This is a genomic window from Anaeroplasma bactoclasticum (genome assembly GCF_003550015.1).
Taxonomy (GTDB): domain Bacteria; phylum Bacillota_I; class Bacilli_A; order Acholeplasmatales; family Anaeroplasmataceae; genus Anaeroplasma; species Anaeroplasma bactoclasticum.
Window position 1 is genome coordinate 1 of the sequence record NZ_QXEV01000007.1, and the last position, 17,683, is coordinate 17,683.

General features: G+C 30.0%; 17 protein-coding genes. 1 reads left to right on the top strand and 16 read right to left on the bottom strand.

The window, feature by feature from the left end:
• The coding region (locus EI71_RS10135) for a hypothetical protein (RefSeq protein WP_162849759.1) at nucleotides 1–254 on the top strand (254 nt) is incomplete at its 5' end.
• Between the two features lie 126 nt (nucleotides 255–380).
• Here EI71_RS10135 and EI71_RS04265 read toward each other — a convergent pair.
• The 16 genes from EI71_RS04265 to EI71_RS04340 form a co-directional block, all read right to left on the bottom strand.
• Entirely contained in the window at nucleotides 381–1,286 is a 906-nt protein-coding gene (locus EI71_RS04265; RefSeq protein ID WP_162849760.1) for an alpha/beta hydrolase fold domain-containing protein, read from the bottom strand.
• An 88-nt stretch (nucleotides 1,287–1,374) separates the two neighbouring features.
• On the bottom strand, nucleotides 1,375–1,554 hold the full coding sequence (locus EI71_RS10345) for a hypothetical protein (RefSeq protein ID WP_119016016.1): 180 nt from the start codon (nucleotides 1,552–1,554) through the stop codon (nucleotides 1,375–1,377).
• Nucleotides 1,555–1,557: 3 nt separating this feature from the next.
• Nucleotides 1,558–3,459: a M13 family metallopeptidase gene (locus tag EI71_RS04275; RefSeq protein WP_211321032.1), complete on the bottom strand. Its 1,902-nt coding sequence runs from the start codon at nucleotides 3,457–3,459 to the stop codon at nucleotides 1,558–1,560.
• A 117-nt stretch (nucleotides 3,460–3,576) separates the two neighbouring features.
• Nucleotides 3,577–4,326, bottom strand: coding sequence for a hypothetical protein (locus EI71_RS04280; protein ID WP_119016017.1), 750 nt, complete (start codon nucleotides 4,324–4,326; stop codon nucleotides 3,577–3,579).
• A gap of 56 nt (nucleotides 4,327–4,382) precedes the next feature.
• Nucleotides 4,383–6,392 carry a hypothetical protein gene (locus tag EI71_RS04285; protein ID WP_119016018.1) on the bottom strand — a complete coding sequence of 670 codons (2,010 nt, stop codon included), beginning with the start codon at nucleotides 6,390–6,392 and terminating at the stop codon, nucleotides 4,383–4,385.
• Between the two features lie 112 nt (nucleotides 6,393–6,504).
• Complete coding sequence (locus EI71_RS04290) at nucleotides 6,505–7,233, bottom strand: MgtC/SapB family protein (protein ID WP_119016019.1); 729 nt, start codon at nucleotides 7,231–7,233, stop codon at nucleotides 6,505–6,507.
• Between the two features lie 98 nt (nucleotides 7,234–7,331).
• Complete coding sequence (locus EI71_RS04295) at nucleotides 7,332–8,687, bottom strand: cation:proton antiporter (RefSeq protein ID WP_211321033.1); 1,356 nt, start codon at nucleotides 8,685–8,687, stop codon at nucleotides 7,332–7,334.
• A 191-nt stretch (nucleotides 8,688–8,878) separates the two neighbouring features.
• Entirely contained in the window at nucleotides 8,879–11,506 is a 2,628-nt protein-coding gene (locus tag EI71_RS04300; RefSeq protein ID WP_119016020.1) for an HAD-IC family P-type ATPase, read from the bottom strand.
• A 131-nt stretch (nucleotides 11,507–11,637) separates the two neighbouring features.
• Nucleotides 11,638–12,675: a M42 family metallopeptidase gene (locus EI71_RS04305; protein WP_119016021.1), complete on the bottom strand. Its 1,038-nt coding sequence runs from the start codon at nucleotides 12,673–12,675 to the stop codon at nucleotides 11,638–11,640.
• 64 nt (nucleotides 12,676–12,739) lie between these two features.
• Nucleotides 12,740–13,264 (bottom strand): GNAT family N-acetyltransferase, encoded by a 525-nt coding sequence (locus EI71_RS04310; protein ID WP_119016022.1) that lies wholly within the window; start codon nucleotides 13,262–13,264, stop codon nucleotides 12,740–12,742.
• Between the two features lie 14 nt (nucleotides 13,265–13,278).
• Nucleotides 13,279–14,085, bottom strand: coding sequence for a phosphotransferase (locus EI71_RS04315; RefSeq protein ID WP_162849761.1), 807 nt, complete (start codon nucleotides 14,083–14,085; stop codon nucleotides 13,279–13,281).
• Nucleotides 14,086–14,089: 4 nt separating this feature from the next.
• The gene (locus EI71_RS04320) at nucleotides 14,090–15,136 is read right to left on the bottom strand and encodes a DUF2804 domain-containing protein (protein WP_119016024.1); all 1,047 of its coding nucleotides are present in this window, start codon (nucleotides 15,134–15,136) and stop codon (nucleotides 14,090–14,092) included.
• 89 nt (nucleotides 15,137–15,225) lie between these two features.
• Nucleotides 15,226–15,657 (bottom strand): DUF3021 domain-containing protein, encoded by a 432-nt coding sequence (locus EI71_RS04325; protein ID WP_119016025.1) that lies wholly within the window; start codon nucleotides 15,655–15,657, stop codon nucleotides 15,226–15,228.
• 1 nt (nucleotide 15,658) lies between these two features.
• On the bottom strand, nucleotides 15,659–16,090 hold the full coding sequence (locus EI71_RS04330; RefSeq protein ID WP_162849762.1) for a LytTR family DNA-binding domain-containing protein: 432 nt from the start codon (nucleotides 16,088–16,090) through the stop codon (nucleotides 15,659–15,661).
• Between the two features lie 30 nt (nucleotides 16,091–16,120).
• Nucleotides 16,121–16,921 (bottom strand): ABC transporter permease, encoded by an 801-nt coding sequence (locus EI71_RS04335; protein WP_119016027.1) that lies wholly within the window; start codon nucleotides 16,919–16,921, stop codon nucleotides 16,121–16,123.
• Complete coding sequence (locus EI71_RS04340; RefSeq protein ID WP_119016028.1) at nucleotides 16,921–17,634, bottom strand: ABC transporter ATP-binding protein; 714 nt, start codon at nucleotides 17,632–17,634, stop codon at nucleotides 16,921–16,923. Before EI71_RS04340 ends, EI71_RS04335 begins: the two co-directional genes overlap by 1 nt.
• Nucleotides 17,635–17,683 lie beyond the last annotated feature (49 nt).

Genomic DNA, 17,683 nt, shown 5'->3' on the forward strand with positions numbered 1-17,683 from the left:
AGGAAAACATAAATAAACTAGATGATAAGACAAAGGCTCTAGTTTATGAATTTGCTGAAAGAGAAATATATGATGAAACCATTGATTTAAAATGCTTAAAATGTGATTATGAGGAACAAGATGTTGACTGGGAAATGATTGAAGAAATTTGGGATGGAAACAAATACCCAATTCTATACTGCCCAAAATGTGGTAAACCACATTATGTACCTTTAGATATTTGGAAAAAGAAAAACAAATATAAGAAATACTAAATCGAATTAATTTGTTTTAAAGCCTAGGTAACCCTAGGCTCTTTGTCGTTATAAATATAAAATTAAGCTTAATATACAATTTCCTAATAAATAAAAAAAGACCAATCGGTCTTAATTTATAAGCATTTATTCTTCATTTAAATACATCGTTGCAAAATTAGAAAATTCAAAATAAAGGCTAGCAAATATTTTCTTATCCTTAGATAATAAATGATCTGAATTTGGCATCGTTATAAATTTATGAGGAACATTATTTAAAGTTAATTGTTCATCTAAATTATAAGAATTTATTGGATCTACTGTTGTATCCTTTAATCCCTGAACAATAATTGTTGGAACACTATTTGAGTCAATATAGGTAATTGGTGAAATAGCAAGTAAATCATCCCTAACGGAATCCCTATTATCTTTTGTGAATTTCTTATCAATCATATAAGAGAATAAAGTGTAAGACAATTCTGATTCTTGATAATAAGAATCAAGTGTTAAATCGGTAGGTCCAGCTAAAGATACAATCATTTTAACATCTATTGGAGATATATTTTTATTCTTATTTCCATATAATAGGGAAAGATGTGCTCCTGCAGAATAACCAAATAAGGCTAGCTTATTTAATTCTACATTAAAATTATTTAATGAATATTCTTTTAAGAAGGTTAATGCATTTGTTATATCATCTAGAATGTCATAACAAGAAACATTTTTAGAAATATATCTATAGTTCATAGAAGCACAAGGAATACCTAAGGCTGCGATCTTAGTCATATAATCCTTATAGAAGGATTTATCTCCAGATACCCACGCACCACCATGCAAGAATAATACTATGGAATGGTTTTGATAATTCGATGGCATATATAAATCTAAAGCATTTCTTTTATTATCTCCATAGGATAAATCTTTATATATTTGATATGTTTCTACTTCTTTAGTACTAGTTATTGTAGATGTAGTATCATTATTTCCACAAGAGGCTAATATAAAAGTACATAACGCTAATACTATTATAAACAATCTTTTAAAGTATTTCACTTTCATCACCTAAAATAATTATACCATAGTTTTAAAAAGAAAGAATTTACAAATAAGCGCGATATGTTTTAAATATCGCGCATTATTCTTATTCTATTTTCTTTATAGAAACATCTATTTCCTTTGAACCACACTTAGGACAAGTTTTTGACATCGCTTGTGCCTTTATACAAATAGGACATCCCATCGGAACAAATAGTCCAGTATGAGGGTGTGATACAATAGTCACTTCAAATTCATAATTACACTTTTTACATTTGTAATACATATATTACCAAATATTTACTCTCTTCTCTTTTGGAATATACATTTCGTCTGTTTCTTTAACATCAAATGCACTATACCACTCACTAAAGTTTCTTGGAGTAATATTTGCACGAAGCTTTGCAGGAGAGTGTACATCATTACTTAATAAATAAAGAATAAACTGCTCCTTAGCCTTCATACACCATACCTTAGCCCAGTTAATAAAGTATGCCTTAAAATCAGAATCAGGAATAGTATGCATGATAGCTAAAGTAACTGCCATACCACCATTATCAGCAATATTTTCAGATACAACTAATTCTCCATTAACCTTTCCACCATGGAATGGAATACCATCAAATTGGTCAATCATATCCTTTGTTAAGCCCTTAAATGCTTCATAATCCTTTTCTGTCCACCAGTTTTTGATATTACCCTTTTCATCGAATTGAGCACCATTATTATCAAATGCATGAGAAATCTCATGACCAATAACTGCGCCAATTCCACCTAGGTTTTCACTAATTGACTGGTGAATAGAATAGAATGGCTTTTGTAAAATTGCAGCAGGGAATGTGATATCATTTGCAGATGGATTATAGCAAGCATTAACCATATGTCCTGGCATTGCCCATTCACTTCTATCTACTGGCTTGTATAGCTTATTTAGATTATCGATAGAACGAAGACGAGTAATCTTAGCCATTGCATCAAAATAAGAATCTTCCTTTTCTATGGCAAAGGAGCTATATAAATCATGAATATAATCAGGGTAACCCATCTTAATTTCAATTGTAGAAAGCTTTAAAATAGCCTTTTCCTTTGTTGCTTCTTCTAAGAATGTGTTTTCTTTCATTCTTACCTTATACATTTCAATAATTTTCTTGACTAAAGATACAATATCCTTTTTAGCTTCTTCACCAAAATATTCTCTACCATAATATACACCAATAGGTTCAGAGAATACACGTGATACAATCTGGTATGCCTGTTTTTCAAGTACAGGATCCTTTTCAACACCCATTAGAGTTCTTCTAAAAATAGTACTAATAGAAGCTAATTCCTCACTTAATACTTTAGCACATTTAAGTAGAGTAGTTACATAGCTCCAATGCTTAAATAGATTAAAGTTTTCTTTATTAAAATATCCATTAAATTCCTTAATAGCCTTTGGATCATATACAATAATTTCTTTTGGCAAATTATCTCCATATTGATTTTTAAGCATACCCTTAAAATCAAATGGAGCTAAATAAGACTGTACCTCTTCTAATGGCATAGGATTATAGTTTTTAACATAATCTGCCCACTCAAGCTGGCTCTTAACCTTTTTCGCAATTAATGCATCAAATGAAATAGTATCAGCTAAATATTCTTCTTGTTCTTCTTTAGACAGTGGAGTAAAGGCTAGAGCCTTCTTAGCCATATCCTTATAAACTTCTAATAACTGCTTTCCAGCCTGATTATCCTCAAGGTAATATGTTGTATCTGGTAAGATAGTTTGTGGTCCAAGAATAATAAATGAATTCTTAGTGGCATCTCCCATATCCGCCTCAACTCCAGCCTGGAATGGTAATTGAACATCGCTTAAGAAGAAATCATATGCTTTATTATTTAAGCATCCAACACATTTAAGATTATTAATATCTTCTAATGTTTTAAGTAAAGGCTTAATGCCTTCTTCATTTCTTCTTTTGGTATCAATAATCTTTTTATATAATTCAATAGCGTATGCCATTTCCTTAATATTAGTTTTCTTTTCTCCCTTTGCAAAGTGCGCAAAATCTTCCATTAGAAGCTTTTCAACCTCTTGATCTAAAATTGCAAAGCCACCAGTTGTAGGTCTATCCTCTGGTATTACTGCAGTTTTAAGCCACTCGCCATTAACTGCTTCATATAAATCATCTTCAATACGAATATCACTCATAATATAATTCTCCTTTATAACTTTTGATTTCATTATATTCTTTTATTAAATAAAAGAAAACAAAAATATACTTTTTGCAGAAAAAAACTTCAACCGAAGTTGAAGTCATTTTAAATATTAAGCTCTTGCTTGAAACTCGTTTTTAGCATCATTAAGATATTTTGTAAATACAATTAAATCAATTAATGCTGTTGCAAGGCCACCTGCTAATACGAATGCACCATACTTTACAGCAAAATCAGCTACTTCAGCCTCAGGTAATCCGCTTGCCTTAAAGACAATAATTGCTACACCTACAAGCATTACAACAAATACTAGTATTGTAGAAATAACATATGAAGCAAATGCTCCCTTACCTCTTTCTTCTGCATTTTCAACACCAGCACGACCAAGCTCTATATTCAAACCACGAATAATAGCTTTTCTTTGCTTGAAGGATTGAATTGTTTGGTAAATACTATTTGCTGCATTGGCACTATCCTTTAGGATACCATCCTTTAATACTGCATTAGCTATAGCATTTGCACCAGAAGCAATTAGCTTCTTCTTTTCAGCACTCCAAACCTTTCTTAATTCTTCATTTACAACGGCAAGTTTTCTTTTTGTAAAGAATTCTCCAATGCCACCTACCAAAGCAGTTGCAATAGCAACGGCAACAAGTAAGGCTAAAATTGTAATTGCATCATCTGTAAATGCTGTTTCAGTAGTATTATTCATAACAATGATACCAACATAAACACATGCACCTATAAATGCTAATATAGAAATAAGCATCAAAATCTGAAATACTACAAATCTTCCTAAGTACTTTGCTGTATAGCTAAAAGGCATTCCAGCTTCTTTATTTTCTACTTGAACATTTTCCATTTTTACTTCCTCCATAAATTCATTATAGCACTAAATTTATTTAAATCTATTCATTTTTAATTTTTTGGATAATGAATTAAGACTATAATCATCCCCTTATTAATAACAATCTTTTCTTTTTTAGATAAATGATCACTTAATATTTGAATTCTAGAATTAATATCGATTTGGGCTTCTACCTCACCTATTTCATCCATGTTTAATGCAGCACCCATATCGGTAATAGTCCCTATAGTCTTTTTTGCTATATCAAATGCTGAGCCAATTGTTTTTCCAACAACATTTGTCAATGTTTCAGCAATTCCCATACCCTTTTTCATTTTATCTCCAACAAATCCAATTGGAAGATACTCATGATTAGAGGATTTATATAAAGCACTAATAAATTCTCCTCTGGAATTGAATTCTAAAGGTTCTTTTAAATCCAATATCTCTTCTGCATATCTTACATCGATATCCAGCTCTTCTGATTTATAATCTGTCTTAGAGGATAATAATCCTTCATAGAAGCTTGTATTCTTTGGATGAGTCATTAGCTGTACTAAATATAATGCAACCATTTGATTTGAAATAATAACATTTGTAACATTTAAGCTAGCAAGAGAGCTTCTATTGGATTGATCTAATAATTCTGCAGATATTTCTACATCGTCTGGTAATTTATGAGATGCTTTTAAATTTAATAATGTCATAAATACATTTACATCCGCATTATCACTATCTACATTTTCATTAGATAAAATTAATATTTTCTTTCTTCTTTTCGTAGTATTAATATCCTGAAGTAATTCATTAATATCTAAATCGAATGGATATACTCTACAATCAATTTTACCAAGCTTACTTTCGGTATAGGCCTTCGCCTCTTCTACAATAGATTCACTTCTATTGTTTTGACCAATTACATATAAAACAAAGGAATTAAAGAATAATTTCTTACGGTAAGGGATAGTCCTATCATATTCTTTTGGTACTAATCTTTTAAATGTTTTTGTTTGGCTTGATGCAAGTGCATAAATCATAGAAGAATCCCCATCTCCATATCTAGATACAGGAATACAATCATTATAATACTTCATAGATTCTTCTACAGTATTCTTTGTTGGAATTTCATAAAAAGAACCATTTTTATAAGTTAACATAGAATAATATAAATCTGCAAAGGAAGAATTAATAGCACTTCTTGCAAGTACATGACCAACAACAGAGCCTTTAGAGAATATAGTCAATTCTAAATCAGATAAATCTGGAGATGCTTTAATTAAGTCCTCCATAGCTTTTACCTTTTCTTCATCATTTGCTTCAATCGCAATAGATGCCTCTTTTGTAATACCTATAATTCCCATTAATAATTTAAATGTATCTACATCTGTTGCAGTTGTATGTCCTAAGGAATCCGATGGAACAAGCAAGGCAATAGATTTTGCTTTATCTATAGAGATTTCCTTTAATGCTTTTCTAGAACCAGGTTTACCCTGTTTTACAAATACAGTAATATTTTTTCTTTCTGTACCTGTTTCTAAGAATATATTATCAACTTGTTCATTAATCTCATCTCTAGATTCACTAGATAATACAACAACTGTTTTTCTTCCTGGTAGGAAGGATAATTCTCTAATTAAATTAGCTGCTGCAGGTGACCAATTTAAAATGACATAATGATTCTTTAATTTTAGTTTTCCTACATTATGAGCTCTTCTATCAAATACTCCTTGTAGCATGGATGTTGCAAGACCAACTAAAGAACCCGTAAATGTAATCATCTGTACTACAGATAAAATAATTTTTAAGATAACTACTGAATTTGGTGCATTATCATAAATACCTCCTGTATTCATTGTAAATACAGTACAGTATTCCAAATTCTTTAAATATGCATTTATGGAATAGCCTAAAACTCCACCATTTGCATCCTCTATATCCTTCATTAAATATGTCATTAGCCATGCTGCTAAAGCAATTAATACTAGGTTATAAATAATTAATGCTGTAAAAATAACTAAATAAGGATGAGAATAATAGAATACTCTTAAAAAGCTAGATTGACCATTTCTTCTTTTTTTCATAGGACACCTCTAAAAGATAAATCTTTTAAATCATTTATACTATTTTATCATTAGATAAATGAAAATTAAAGAATAGAAAGAAAAAAGGCTTGGGGAATTTCCCAAACCTTTACTACATCATTTCTTCAATATGAGCTACATATTGTAAAGACTTTAATGCTTCAATTAGCTCCATATGAGTTTTATATTTTTGTACTTCCTCTTTCATAATACATAAAGAGATTGTATATACTGCAACACCAGAATTGATATATGCAGGGTTAGCTTCGATATCAAAAATACGAATACCTAATTCTCTTAATACTGCAGTAAAATCCTTTAGATAAGATGCGTTAGTTAATTCAAGATGAACATCAAACTGGGAAGAACGATTCTTTAAGATTGTTTCAATCTTAGGGAATAAGCTTAAGCTTAATAAGAATACAACAAATAGAATTAATGTTGTTGTATATAAGCCTGCACCTAAGGTTAAGCCTATAAAGGATACACCCCATAAAGCAACAGATGTTGTTAATCCCTTAATTTGGCTTTTCGATGTATAAATAGTTGTATTACAGCTAATAATAGCTAAAGCTAAAACTGCTGCACCAGAAATAAAATATATACTATTATTATGTACTTCTTGAATATATTTATCTAATATCATTGCAACAGTTGTTGTTAAAATAGCTAAAATAAAAGTTCTTAAGCCTGCAGCATGTCTTTTATTACTTCTTTCCCAACCGATTGCAGAACCTAAAATAACTGCAAGTGCAATTCTTAACATTATACTGTAAATATTTACAGTGGATGACCATTCACCAAATAAATTGGCAATTGGATCTACAATTTCTAAAAACATTACCTTCTCCTCCAATTCCTAAATCGGGCTCGCCTATAGCTTGCCTGTTGACTATATTCAAATGCACCATCGGTAAAAGCTTTTTCCTCTTCCGATTCCTAATGCTCAGGAAGTGCACCTTGAATATTCTGAATTCTTTCAATTAATAAATCAAGCTCGGTCTTTTTCTTACCATCTTCTGTAACCTCTTTTACCTCTACTAAATCATCAAGGTTCGTTGAATAAGATTTAGATAGATATAAGGATAGCTTAGCACAAGCTGGTCCAATAAGTTCATAAAGTACACTGGAGGCAAGAATTATAGTTTCAAGCTCCATACCCATTGTGCCACCTAATTCTCTAGCTCCACTTGCAGCAAGACCAATAGCTACACCAGCCTGAGGAATTAAGGCTAAGCCCAGATAGTTTCTGACCTTTTTTTCCTTTTTCACAACAGCACATCCTAAGAATGCACCAGAATACTTTCCTAAGATTCTTACACAAAAATATAAAACTCCAACAACAATAAGTGGTACAGCTCCTAAAGTAGAAGCTTCAAATAATCTGTCTAATTGAAAGTTAAGACCACTTCTAACAAAGAATATTAATAAAATTGGTGGTGAAAAATAATTCATTTGTTTAAAGAACTTATCATCATTTGTCAAGTTGATGTATACCATACCCATAGCCATACAGCCAAGTAATGGGGATACATCTAATAAGGCACAAATGCCACAGAATGCAAAGATCATTGCAATACCAATGATTAATCTATTATCTGTAGTTCTCCTCTTAGGCATTAAAAGCTTTAGTAGGAATCCGAAGAATCCGCCTAGTCCCATAGCACCAATAGTGTACAAGACCTTCTTTATAATTTCCCAAACATCTATAGAACCGCTACCAGCTAAGCTTGTTTTAGCAACTGCAATCGCGATACTATAAATTACTAAGCAGACAATATCATCAAGTGCAACAACCTGTAGTAAGGTATTTACAAAATCTCCCTTTGCTCCAGTTTGTTTTATCGTCATCATCGTTGATGCTGGTGCTGTAGCAGATGCTAAAGCACTTAATACAAGCGAGAATGGCAAGGATAACTGTAGAATAAAAAACGTTAGGATAAAGACTAATATAGAAGCTAATAATGCTTCAAATATAGTTATAATCACCGTTTTACTTCCGCTTTTTTTAAGCACATCTAAACGGAAAAATTCTCCGGTACTGAATGCTATAAATGCTAAAGCTATTTCCGATATAAAATCAAGGCCTTTGACAACTGTTGTTGGTACTAAATCAAAACAGAAAGGTCCCATTAAGATACCTGCAATAATATAGGCAGTTACATTAGGAAGCCTTAATAGCTTAGTCACTCTTGTGAGTGCAAATCCGAAAAATAGCATTAAAGCGATAGAAATAATAATTCTAGGAACAGGGGAGTCCATACTACTCAAATAATCCGCAAAGGATAAAATCATAATAAAACCTCCATATATGACAAAAAAACAGTTTACCTAAAGTAAACCCAAAACTAACCTTATATTTTTCATCGTTTTAGTAAATACTATTATACTCTTCTATAAAAAAAATACAATATAAACATGGTATTTTTTATAACAAATCTTACTTTTTTATAAAAAGTAAAAAGAGATTTATTGCTAAATCTCTTCTAACCATTTTCTTTTTGTCTATGGAATAAGTTGTCTCTTGTCATTTGAATTTGCTCTTTTGTTAACTCTTTATCATAAGAATTATTGATATAAATATCTAATGCCTTAAACAATTGACCAAACACAGGGAACATAATTATAAAGAATAATCCAAGGACAATATAATTCTTAAAATCACTTGTGAAATTTTGAATTACAGATGCATTCCACGGCTGGAATAGCTCATGGAAAAATTGAGAATTATATAAAGAGCCCTCTTTAGAAATAAACATATCTGCACCTGTAGAATTTCCACCAATATAAGATGTTGGTAGTGCAAAGGCTAAAATTAAACCAGGAACTAAAGTTATTAAGAATGCAAATGCCTGTTGCCCCTTAAATGGCAAGCATAATGTTAATAATACTACATATCCTGCCATAGTTAATAAGACAGTAATCATTGTTCTAATATTTTCTGCTTTAATGATTGGAGCCTTATGGAAATAGGTAGGTATTGTATAGCATACAATTGGTATAACTATCGCTATTGCTGCAAGTAAACCTGCCAAAATAGCCTTCATATTTATGTTTCTAATAAATGAACCCTTAAATGGCTCTCTACTACCTTCCGAAATTGAAATAAAGAATCCACCTGTGCCTATTACAGTAGCTTCTAGCAAATATGAACTTTCAATAGTAAACCACATTTGTCCTTTAGCAAGTGGAATTGTAAAGAAAGCAAGTAAGATAATTGCAATAGATTTCATTAAGAATAATATTGCAGTTTTTTGAACATTATTAATAACTCTTCTACCTTCTCCTACTACCTCTTTTAGATGGGAGAAATCATTATCTAATAAAATGACATCAGAAACTGATTTTGCAGCTTCTGTTGCGTTCGCAAATGAAATGGAGGAATCTGCTCTTCTTAAAGCTAAAATATCATTAACCCCATCTCCGGTCATCGCAACCTTATGGTTCTTCTTTTGAAGTGCCATAACTAAAGCTTCCTTTTGTTCTGGAGATACTCTACCAAATACAGTATATTCTTCTGCATAATTATCAATATCCTCTAAAGAAACACCCTCTAAGGATATGTATTTATCACTATTTGAAATACCACAATCACTTGCAATTTTAGAAACAGTAACTGGATTATCTCCACTGATGACTTTAACATTAACATTATTTTCTCTAAAGAAATTTAAAGTACCCTTTGCAGATTCACGAATATGATCCCTAATTATAAAGAAGCATAATAAATCATCATTTAGCTTTAATGCGATAACTCTCTTACCCTGCTTGGCCATTCTATCTACAATAGATATACGACTATCTTCTTTAGAAAGTAAGTATTCTGGTGCACCTAAAAATAATCTATCATCATTTTCATAAACAATTCCAGAATACTTATATTGGCTAGAAAATGGAATAATTTCTTTTATTTTACAGTCTTTATTTTCACCAAATTTATTAAATAAAGCCATTGCTGTAGAATTCTTATTTTCTGATGTACCAAGTAGATTCTGTACATGATAAACAACATCCTCTAAATGACAATAGGCTTTAACATCCTCTAAAATCATTGTTCCATCAGTTAATGTACCTGTTTTATCTAGGCAAATCGTATCTGCACGAGATAAATTCTCTAAAGAGTATAGTTCTTGAACCAATGTTTGCTTTTTTGTTAGACTTGCAATCGAAATCATCATAGTTACAGAGGTTGTTAAAACCAATCCAGATGGAATAATACTAACTCCATAAGAACCTGCTGTAATCATGATTCTTGCCCAGGCAACTGGATTACTTAAGGACAATTCCATATTATCCCATATAGCACGATCAGAGCCTTGGAATTTAACTCTTATTATTAATGTAACAAATATAACAATAGCTACAACTCCCAAGAAAATGGTTAATACCTTCATTATTTTATCAATATCCTTCATAAGCTCTGAAGAATGGCTTGCTTCAGATTTAACCTTTAAAGCTAATTTGGAAGAATATGTTTCATCTCCTACTTCAATAACCTGTGCTTTCGCATCCCCTACCATTATAGAAGATCCTCCAAGGATTGTATCTCCTTCCTTTTTTAAAATATAATCTGCCTCACCAGTTAGCATAGATTCATCTACATATACCATGCCAGATAATACTTTTAAATCCGCTGTAGCCATTTCTCCTGGGGCTAATATAACTAAATCATCAATAACAATATCCTCTGAATTTAGCTCTATTTCTTTACCCATTCGGATAACCCTACTTTTCGCTTTTGTTACAATTCTTAATTTACGAATTGTTTTTCTAGAAGAGATTTCTTGATATGTACCTACACAGGTATTCATAATGGCTGGAATTAAAAAGCCAAATTTAGAAAAGCCGAAATGACTATCTACAACATCTCCTCTACCCATAGATAGAAGTAATATAATAAAAATCAAAAAGCTTAACGCAATAGATAACAAAATAATATTGAAAAAAGTAAATGTATTATGGAATATTATCTCACCAGTAGATTTTTCTAATTTTTTATTTGATTTGTTTTGATAACCACCTTGAATTCTTAATGAAACCTCATCATCATTAAGTCCATTATTCATATCTTTCATATGGCGGTCAATTTCCATTCGTTCCTTAACCCTTTTCATATGCCACCTCAAGCCTTTATAATAAATTATTATACCAAGAATCAAATAAACTTTGAATACTACTAAAACAACATACTACACATCTAAAAAAACTGTACAAAAAAATGTGCCTAAAAGGCACAATTTTTATCTTATTCTTGAATTAAATATAAATATATTAGCTTTAATGTATTTTCAATACCCTTTATATGAGTTCTTTCCATACCATGAGATGCAGATACACCAGTACCAATTAATGCACCCTTAAAATCTACACCCGCATGAGATGCAGCTCCAATATCACTTCCATAAAATGGGAAGATATCTACAGTATAATTTAGCTTATTATCCTTTGCTAAATTGATTAATCTAGTAGTTAATTCATAATCATATGGTCCACCAGAATCCTTTGCACAAATAGATACTGCTTCTTCATTTCCAGCTAAATCTAAGCCAACACAGCCCATATCTAAGGTTACAAATTCATCTATATCCTTAGATACCATAGATGCACCATGACCTACCTCTTCATATACTACAAAATATATTCTAGTATCATATTTAAATTTAAGATTATGCTCATGAGCATACTTAAGTAGCATTAATAATACAACTGCAGATGCCTTATCATCAATAAATCTTGTTTTTAAAAAGCCAGATTCTGTAATTTCAAATTTAGGGTCATAACATACAATATCACCATTTTGAATTCCAAGCTTTAAAACATCCTCCTTTGAATGAACAAGCTCATCTAGGCGAACCTCTAAATTATCAATATCTCTTGGCTTTGTATTCGCATCCGGATAAACATGAACTGCAGGAGATAAAGATAATATAGTACCCTCATAAACTTTATTATCTCTTGTATATACCTTACAGTACTCTCCATCTAGGGTTGGAGTAATAGGGCCACCAAGCTTAGTTAAGGCAAGATTTCCATTTCCTTTAATGCTTCTTACCATTAATCCAAGTGTATCGACATGGGCAGATGTTGCAACAACCTTATTGGAAGATTCTCCTTTAACAAAAACCTCTAATGCTCCATTATTTAATACCTTTGTCTCATATCCAAAGGAATCTACATATCTTTTACATAATTCAATTACATTCATTGTATATCCTGTAGGAGAATCACAAGTAAATACTTCCTTTGCTATATGCTTAAAGAATTCTAAATCAAATTCAATCATAAAAACCTCCAAAATCTAAACATAGATTATTATACATAATTCAATTACAAAATGAAATTACATTTTATAATGTAATCCAATATCTTTGCCATATATTTCCATCTTCATCTATAATTTCATTTTCTAATACTCCACCATTATGAATAATAGACTTTTTAGAACCTATATTATCCTTATTACACACCATTAATACCTTTTTTATACCTAATTCTTTTGCGATAGGTAAAGCAAGCTTAATCATAAGTGTGGCATATCCTTTTTTTCTTTCTGATGGTCGAATACCATCTCCAATATGTCCACCATCAAATAATAATTTATCATTTAAATAATGCCTTAAATTTAATGCACCTATAAATTTATTATTCTCCTCATCTAATAAAAAATATGTTGAAGATGGTACATATTTATCACTTATTAATGTTTCTTGAGCTAAAATATCACTCAAATATAAATCGAAATTATGACAATCATTTTTAAATATAATCCAAGGAGAATGATCTGTTTCATGGGTTTTATTAAACTCTTCCCATTCTTCTATCATATCAATTAATAAATCCTTATATTCATAAGAAAGCTGAACAAGCTTCATATAAGCCTCCCAAATTAACCTAATATTTCATCTAATAATAAATAATACTTTAATTTAAATTCATCCCTTTTTATACCAAGTAACTCAAATAATTTATTATCATCATATCCCAAATAGCACTTTCCATAAGTACCATTAAAATTATATTTAATACTACGATATAAAATAGCTAAATCATGGTATTTATTTGATATTCCCATTAGCCCTAAATCTATAAATCCTACAAGCTTATCTTTATCACAAATGATATTGGGAATACATAAATCCCCATGACATAGTGTATTATCCTCTTCTATCTTATTCTTTTTTAAATACTCTATTATCTCACCAAAATTAGAAAAGTCCTTTGTAATTAAAGAATCACTTTCCTTAAAATCTAAATACCCCTTTTGATTACAATCACACCCAAATTCCATAATGGTATCGTATGTATTCATTAAATCTAAACCATTTATATCAATAGACCATAATAATTGAATTGCTTCACTTGCAAGCTTATATAATAATTCTGGTCTTTCCATATAATAAGGATTTGATAACATATTCCCTTTTAATTTTTCCTTTAATAAATAAATAGAGTTATTTTCTTTTACACATTCTATTATTTTAGGAATAGGAATCTTATCTTTTAATGTATTATATACTCTTAATTCATTTTCAATATCAAAGCTAAGAGTAGATATTTTTAATATGTAATCTTCAAATATAACTACTAGTGAATTACTTTCTCCGAAAGTATCTATAGTATATGATAATCCTTCTATTATTTGTTTTATAGAATTAGGTAATTTCTTATTTAATTCCATCTCTAAATTTCTCATAATATTACCAATAATTTGTAACCCTTTCTGCAAAGGATACAATATCATCAATTTTTACTTCTAAATCATCTACTTTAATTGTTCCATTAAAATAGCCAAATACCTGATGCTGTAAGGACTTTAATACAAGCAAATTGGTATTATCTTCTCTATCTAATATAGGTGTAAAAGTTAAATTGATATCTCCATCCTCACTATTAATTGTCCAAGGCTCTAAATATTTATAATTTCCTTTTTCATCCTTAGGAATATTAAATACACAATCCTTTAATTTATAAGCCTTCTTATCATAAAATAGCATATTTTCTGTTGCACATTTGGTATTACCAAAGCCATAGCCTAAATTAAATCCAACCTCAATACCATTAGATATACCAGATAAGCCACTCCAATACCAAGTATTCTTATAAGTCCATACACCTCTACCCCAATCTAGGATAGCAAATGTATCCATATCAAAAAACTCAACTCTTTCTCCACCAAATTGATAATAGCCTTTGGCTCTCATACAATTCTTTTTCTCATTGTAATAAAAATGCTTGGGCTTATCAAATGGTGTTGCAATAACCATAGAATCATCCATTACCTCTTCAAGCTCAAAATGAGCTAAAAAAGGTAAATTATTATCATAATTATTTATTTTAACATCGATAGTTCTTCTTTTATCCTTATTATAAAAATGAAGATAATAATTCTTATCCTTCCAAGTAATATCACCATATTTTGAAGAAGCTGGTAAGGATACCTTCCCCTTAGTTAAAAATTTCATACTACTTTTAGTAATATATTTCTTATTATCGAAATCTAAAATAGAAACACTACCAAGCCCATATAAATAATTATCATCTATAGTGAATGCCACTCCATGATGATTATTACCTATATAGTAATAATCCCATTCCTTTATTCTAGTTTTATTTGCTTTAATTTTACTTCTATCATATTCTCTTACCATTTGAAAAGAAAATCCAGCTTCCTGTAAATCTCCCTTTAAATCTAATAATGGACCACTACTTAATTCCTTTTGATCTAAATATTTATTGATTCCCATACTATACCTCCCCAGGCATTATAATTTATAAAATTATAACATATAAAATTTTAAAAAACTAATTCTCTTTCGAAAATTAGTTTTAAAAATTATTCTTTATTAAGTTCACCTAGTCTTTTATTTAAAGAATTACCTGTTACCCTTGTAGTAAAATAAGCAATAGCCCAAATTAGAAGGAAGCCTAGGATGAATATACCTGTATAAATAGCAATGATTTTCCAATCAAATGGAATCCAATTATTAATTAAATAACCAATAGTATAAACACTATAAAGGGATATTCCTTGAATAGCCATAGCCTTAAACTTACTCCATTTTTCAATTGTAGGATATATGGATGAGCCTGCATGTATAAAGGCAATTACATAGGTTGTAATTATAGCTAAAAGCATTTGTCCTCCAGTAATATTTTCAGCAACATTAGCTAAATCTAAGCACCAAAATACAATACCACATACAATAGGTCCAAGCCCTGAAAATACGAGTCCTCTTAGGAGGAATTGTTTAACATAAATATTCATATTATAATCCCATCCTTTGCTTAATATTTTTTAATTCTCTTCTTGCGACATAATCTTTATAGCCATTATCTAATATAACCATTAAGGATCCTCCAATAGAAGCTTGGAACTTTACTATTTTTTTTCTATTAACTAAACAGGATTGATTTATCTTAAGGAAAGATTCATCCATCATTTCTTCTATTTGGTATAATCTTTTTTTAATCAAATACTTTTTATCATTTATTAATGCATATACCTTATTATTTTCTGATATAAAACAAGAAACTAAAGAAGGTGTAATCAGCTGAATTTCATCATTATAAATACCATTTATGGTTTTATCCTGTAAGGCTACTAAAGAAATAATATCTTTAACTAAATCATTTTCCTCATGTGCATAAATTAATATTTCTTCTTCTTTTTCTTTATTAATAAAAAGACTCCATTTCACTTTCCATCACCTAATTATAATTATATATAATTAATTGTCAGAATTCATTCTTTTCTTGAAAAAAACTAAAGCTAATACTAAAACGATAGTAAAATATACTCCATAAACAATAATATATACAATACAATTAGAATCAAATGTATATAAGACATCATTTCCTAAAGAATCTGGTAATGTATGGGAAGCTCCTGTAATAATTCTACCTAAGTAAACAGATGGATAAAATGGTAAATAGCCAATAAATTTTTCAAAATCTCCCATAGTATCTACAGGCATCCAAGCTCCACCTAATACTCCGGATGCGGCAATGAAAATAGAGGTAACTCCTGGTGCTGATTTGTCATTTAAAATAAGGCCAAAGAATATACCTAAAAAAATAGAGAATGCCATCATTGGCATCATTTCTATAGATAGCAATAATGCAGATGGAAATGATGTAAAGGAGACATTGGTAATAGCTGAAATAATATAGCTTGCTGAAATAGTTATAATATTTTGACCAATTCCAACTAAGAAGAATGGAATAAAATATCCAATTAAATATTGATATGGCTTTAATGGAGACGTATATAATCTTTTTAAAAATGAAGTTGTTCTATCCTTAGATATTAATAGGCCTGTCATTAACATTAAGAAGGAATAAGAAAACATCATAATACCTGGAACTAAGCTAGATAATAAAAACATTCTTGTATTATCACCAGTATAGTAATTAATTATAGAAAACAACAATAGCATTACAAGTGGAAATCCTACACAGAAAACATATACCATAGGATCTCTTAGCATTTCTATGAAATTTCTTTTTGTAAACAATAATGCCTTCTTCATTATTCTATTCCTCCAACAATTTTAATAAATGCTTCTTCAAAGGAATCCTCATGCACGGATTCTTTTATTTCATCTACAGTTCCTATAGATAGTAATTCACCCTTGCTTAATATAGCTACTCTATCACATAAGGCTTCTATTTCTTCTAGATAATGGGATGTTAATATAATCGTCATTTTACCCTTTAAGCTTGAAATGATATTCCATAATTCTCTTCTTGCGATAACATCAAGTCCTAGGGTTGGTTCATCTAAGAACAATATTTTAGGCTTAGAAATTAGCCCTATGGCAATAGATAATCTTCTTTGCCATCCACCAGATAAGGTTTTACCTTTTCTTTTTAAAACTTCATTCAAACTAAATTTATGAATAATTTCATCTAAATATTCCTTATCCATTACTCCATATAGTCTTTGAAAGAAATCTAGATTTTCTTCAACAGTTAGATTTTGAGCTATTGCAGTTTCTTGAGGAGATATATCAATAATATCCTTTATAATATCCATCTCTTCTAGAGAATGCCCCATAACATATGCTTCCCCAGAAGTCTTTTTTGTTAATCCAGATAATATCTTAATTAAGGTAGTTTTTCCTGCACCATTTACTCCAAGTAATCCAAAGATTTCTCCTTCATATATTTCAAAAGAAACACCCTTTAGGGCTTCTATCGTTTTATAATTCTTTTTTAAGTTCTTAATTTCAATAACATTCATAATTTCAACCTCTTTTCAATGCCAATTATATTTATGAATTTTATAAATA

Excerpts from the sequence above, each read along its gene's own strand:
- EI71_RS04280 (WP_119016017.1), bottom strand. The coding sequence starts at position 4,326 with ATGGAAAATGTTCAAGTAGAAAATAAAGAAGCTGGAATGCCTTTTAGC.
- EI71_RS04290 (WP_119016019.1), bottom strand. The coding sequence starts at position 7,233 with ATGTTTTTAGAAATTGTAGATCCAATTGCCAATTTATTTGGTGAATGG.
- EI71_RS04275 (WP_211321032.1), bottom strand. The coding sequence starts at position 3,459 with ATGAGTGATATTCGTATTGAAGATGATTTATATGAAGCAGTTAATGGC.
- EI71_RS04285 (WP_119016018.1), bottom strand. The coding sequence starts at position 6,392 with ATGAAAAAAAGAAGAAATGGTCAATCTAGCTTTTTAAGAGTATTCTAT.
- EI71_RS04300 (WP_119016020.1), bottom strand. The coding sequence starts at position 11,506 with ATGAAAAGGGTTAAGGAACGAATGGAAATTGACCGCCATATGAAAGAT.
- EI71_RS04335 (WP_119016027.1), bottom strand. The coding sequence starts at position 16,921 with ATGAAGAAGGCATTATTGTTTACAAAAAGAAATTTCATAGAAATGCTA.
- EI71_RS04340 (WP_119016028.1), bottom strand. The coding sequence starts at position 17,634 with ATGAATGTTATTGAAATTAAGAACTTAAAAAAGAATTATAAAACGATA.
- EI71_RS04295 (WP_211321033.1), bottom strand. The coding sequence starts at position 8,687 with ATGATTTTATCCTTTGCGGATTATTTGAGTAGTATGGACTCCCCTGTT.
- EI71_RS04310 (WP_119016022.1), bottom strand. The coding sequence starts at position 13,264 with ATGAAGCTTGTTCAGCTTTCTTATGAATATAAGGATTTATTAATTGAT.
- EI71_RS04320 (WP_119016024.1), bottom strand. The coding sequence starts at position 15,136 with ATGGGAATCAATAAATATTTAGATCAAAAGGAATTAAGTAGTGGTCCA.
- EI71_RS10345 (WP_119016016.1), bottom strand. The coding sequence starts at position 1,554 with ATGTATTACAAATGTAAAAAGTGTAATTATGAATTTGAAGTGACTATT.
- EI71_RS04305 (WP_119016021.1), bottom strand. The coding sequence starts at position 12,675 with ATGATTGAATTTGATTTAGAATTCTTTAAGCATATAGCAAAGGAAGTA.
- EI71_RS04325 (WP_119016025.1), bottom strand. The coding sequence starts at position 15,657 with ATGAATATTTATGTTAAACAATTCCTCCTAAGAGGACTCGTATTTTCA.
- EI71_RS04315 (WP_162849761.1), bottom strand. The coding sequence starts at position 14,085 with ATGAGAAATTTAGAGATGGAATTAAATAAGAAATTACCTAATTCTATA.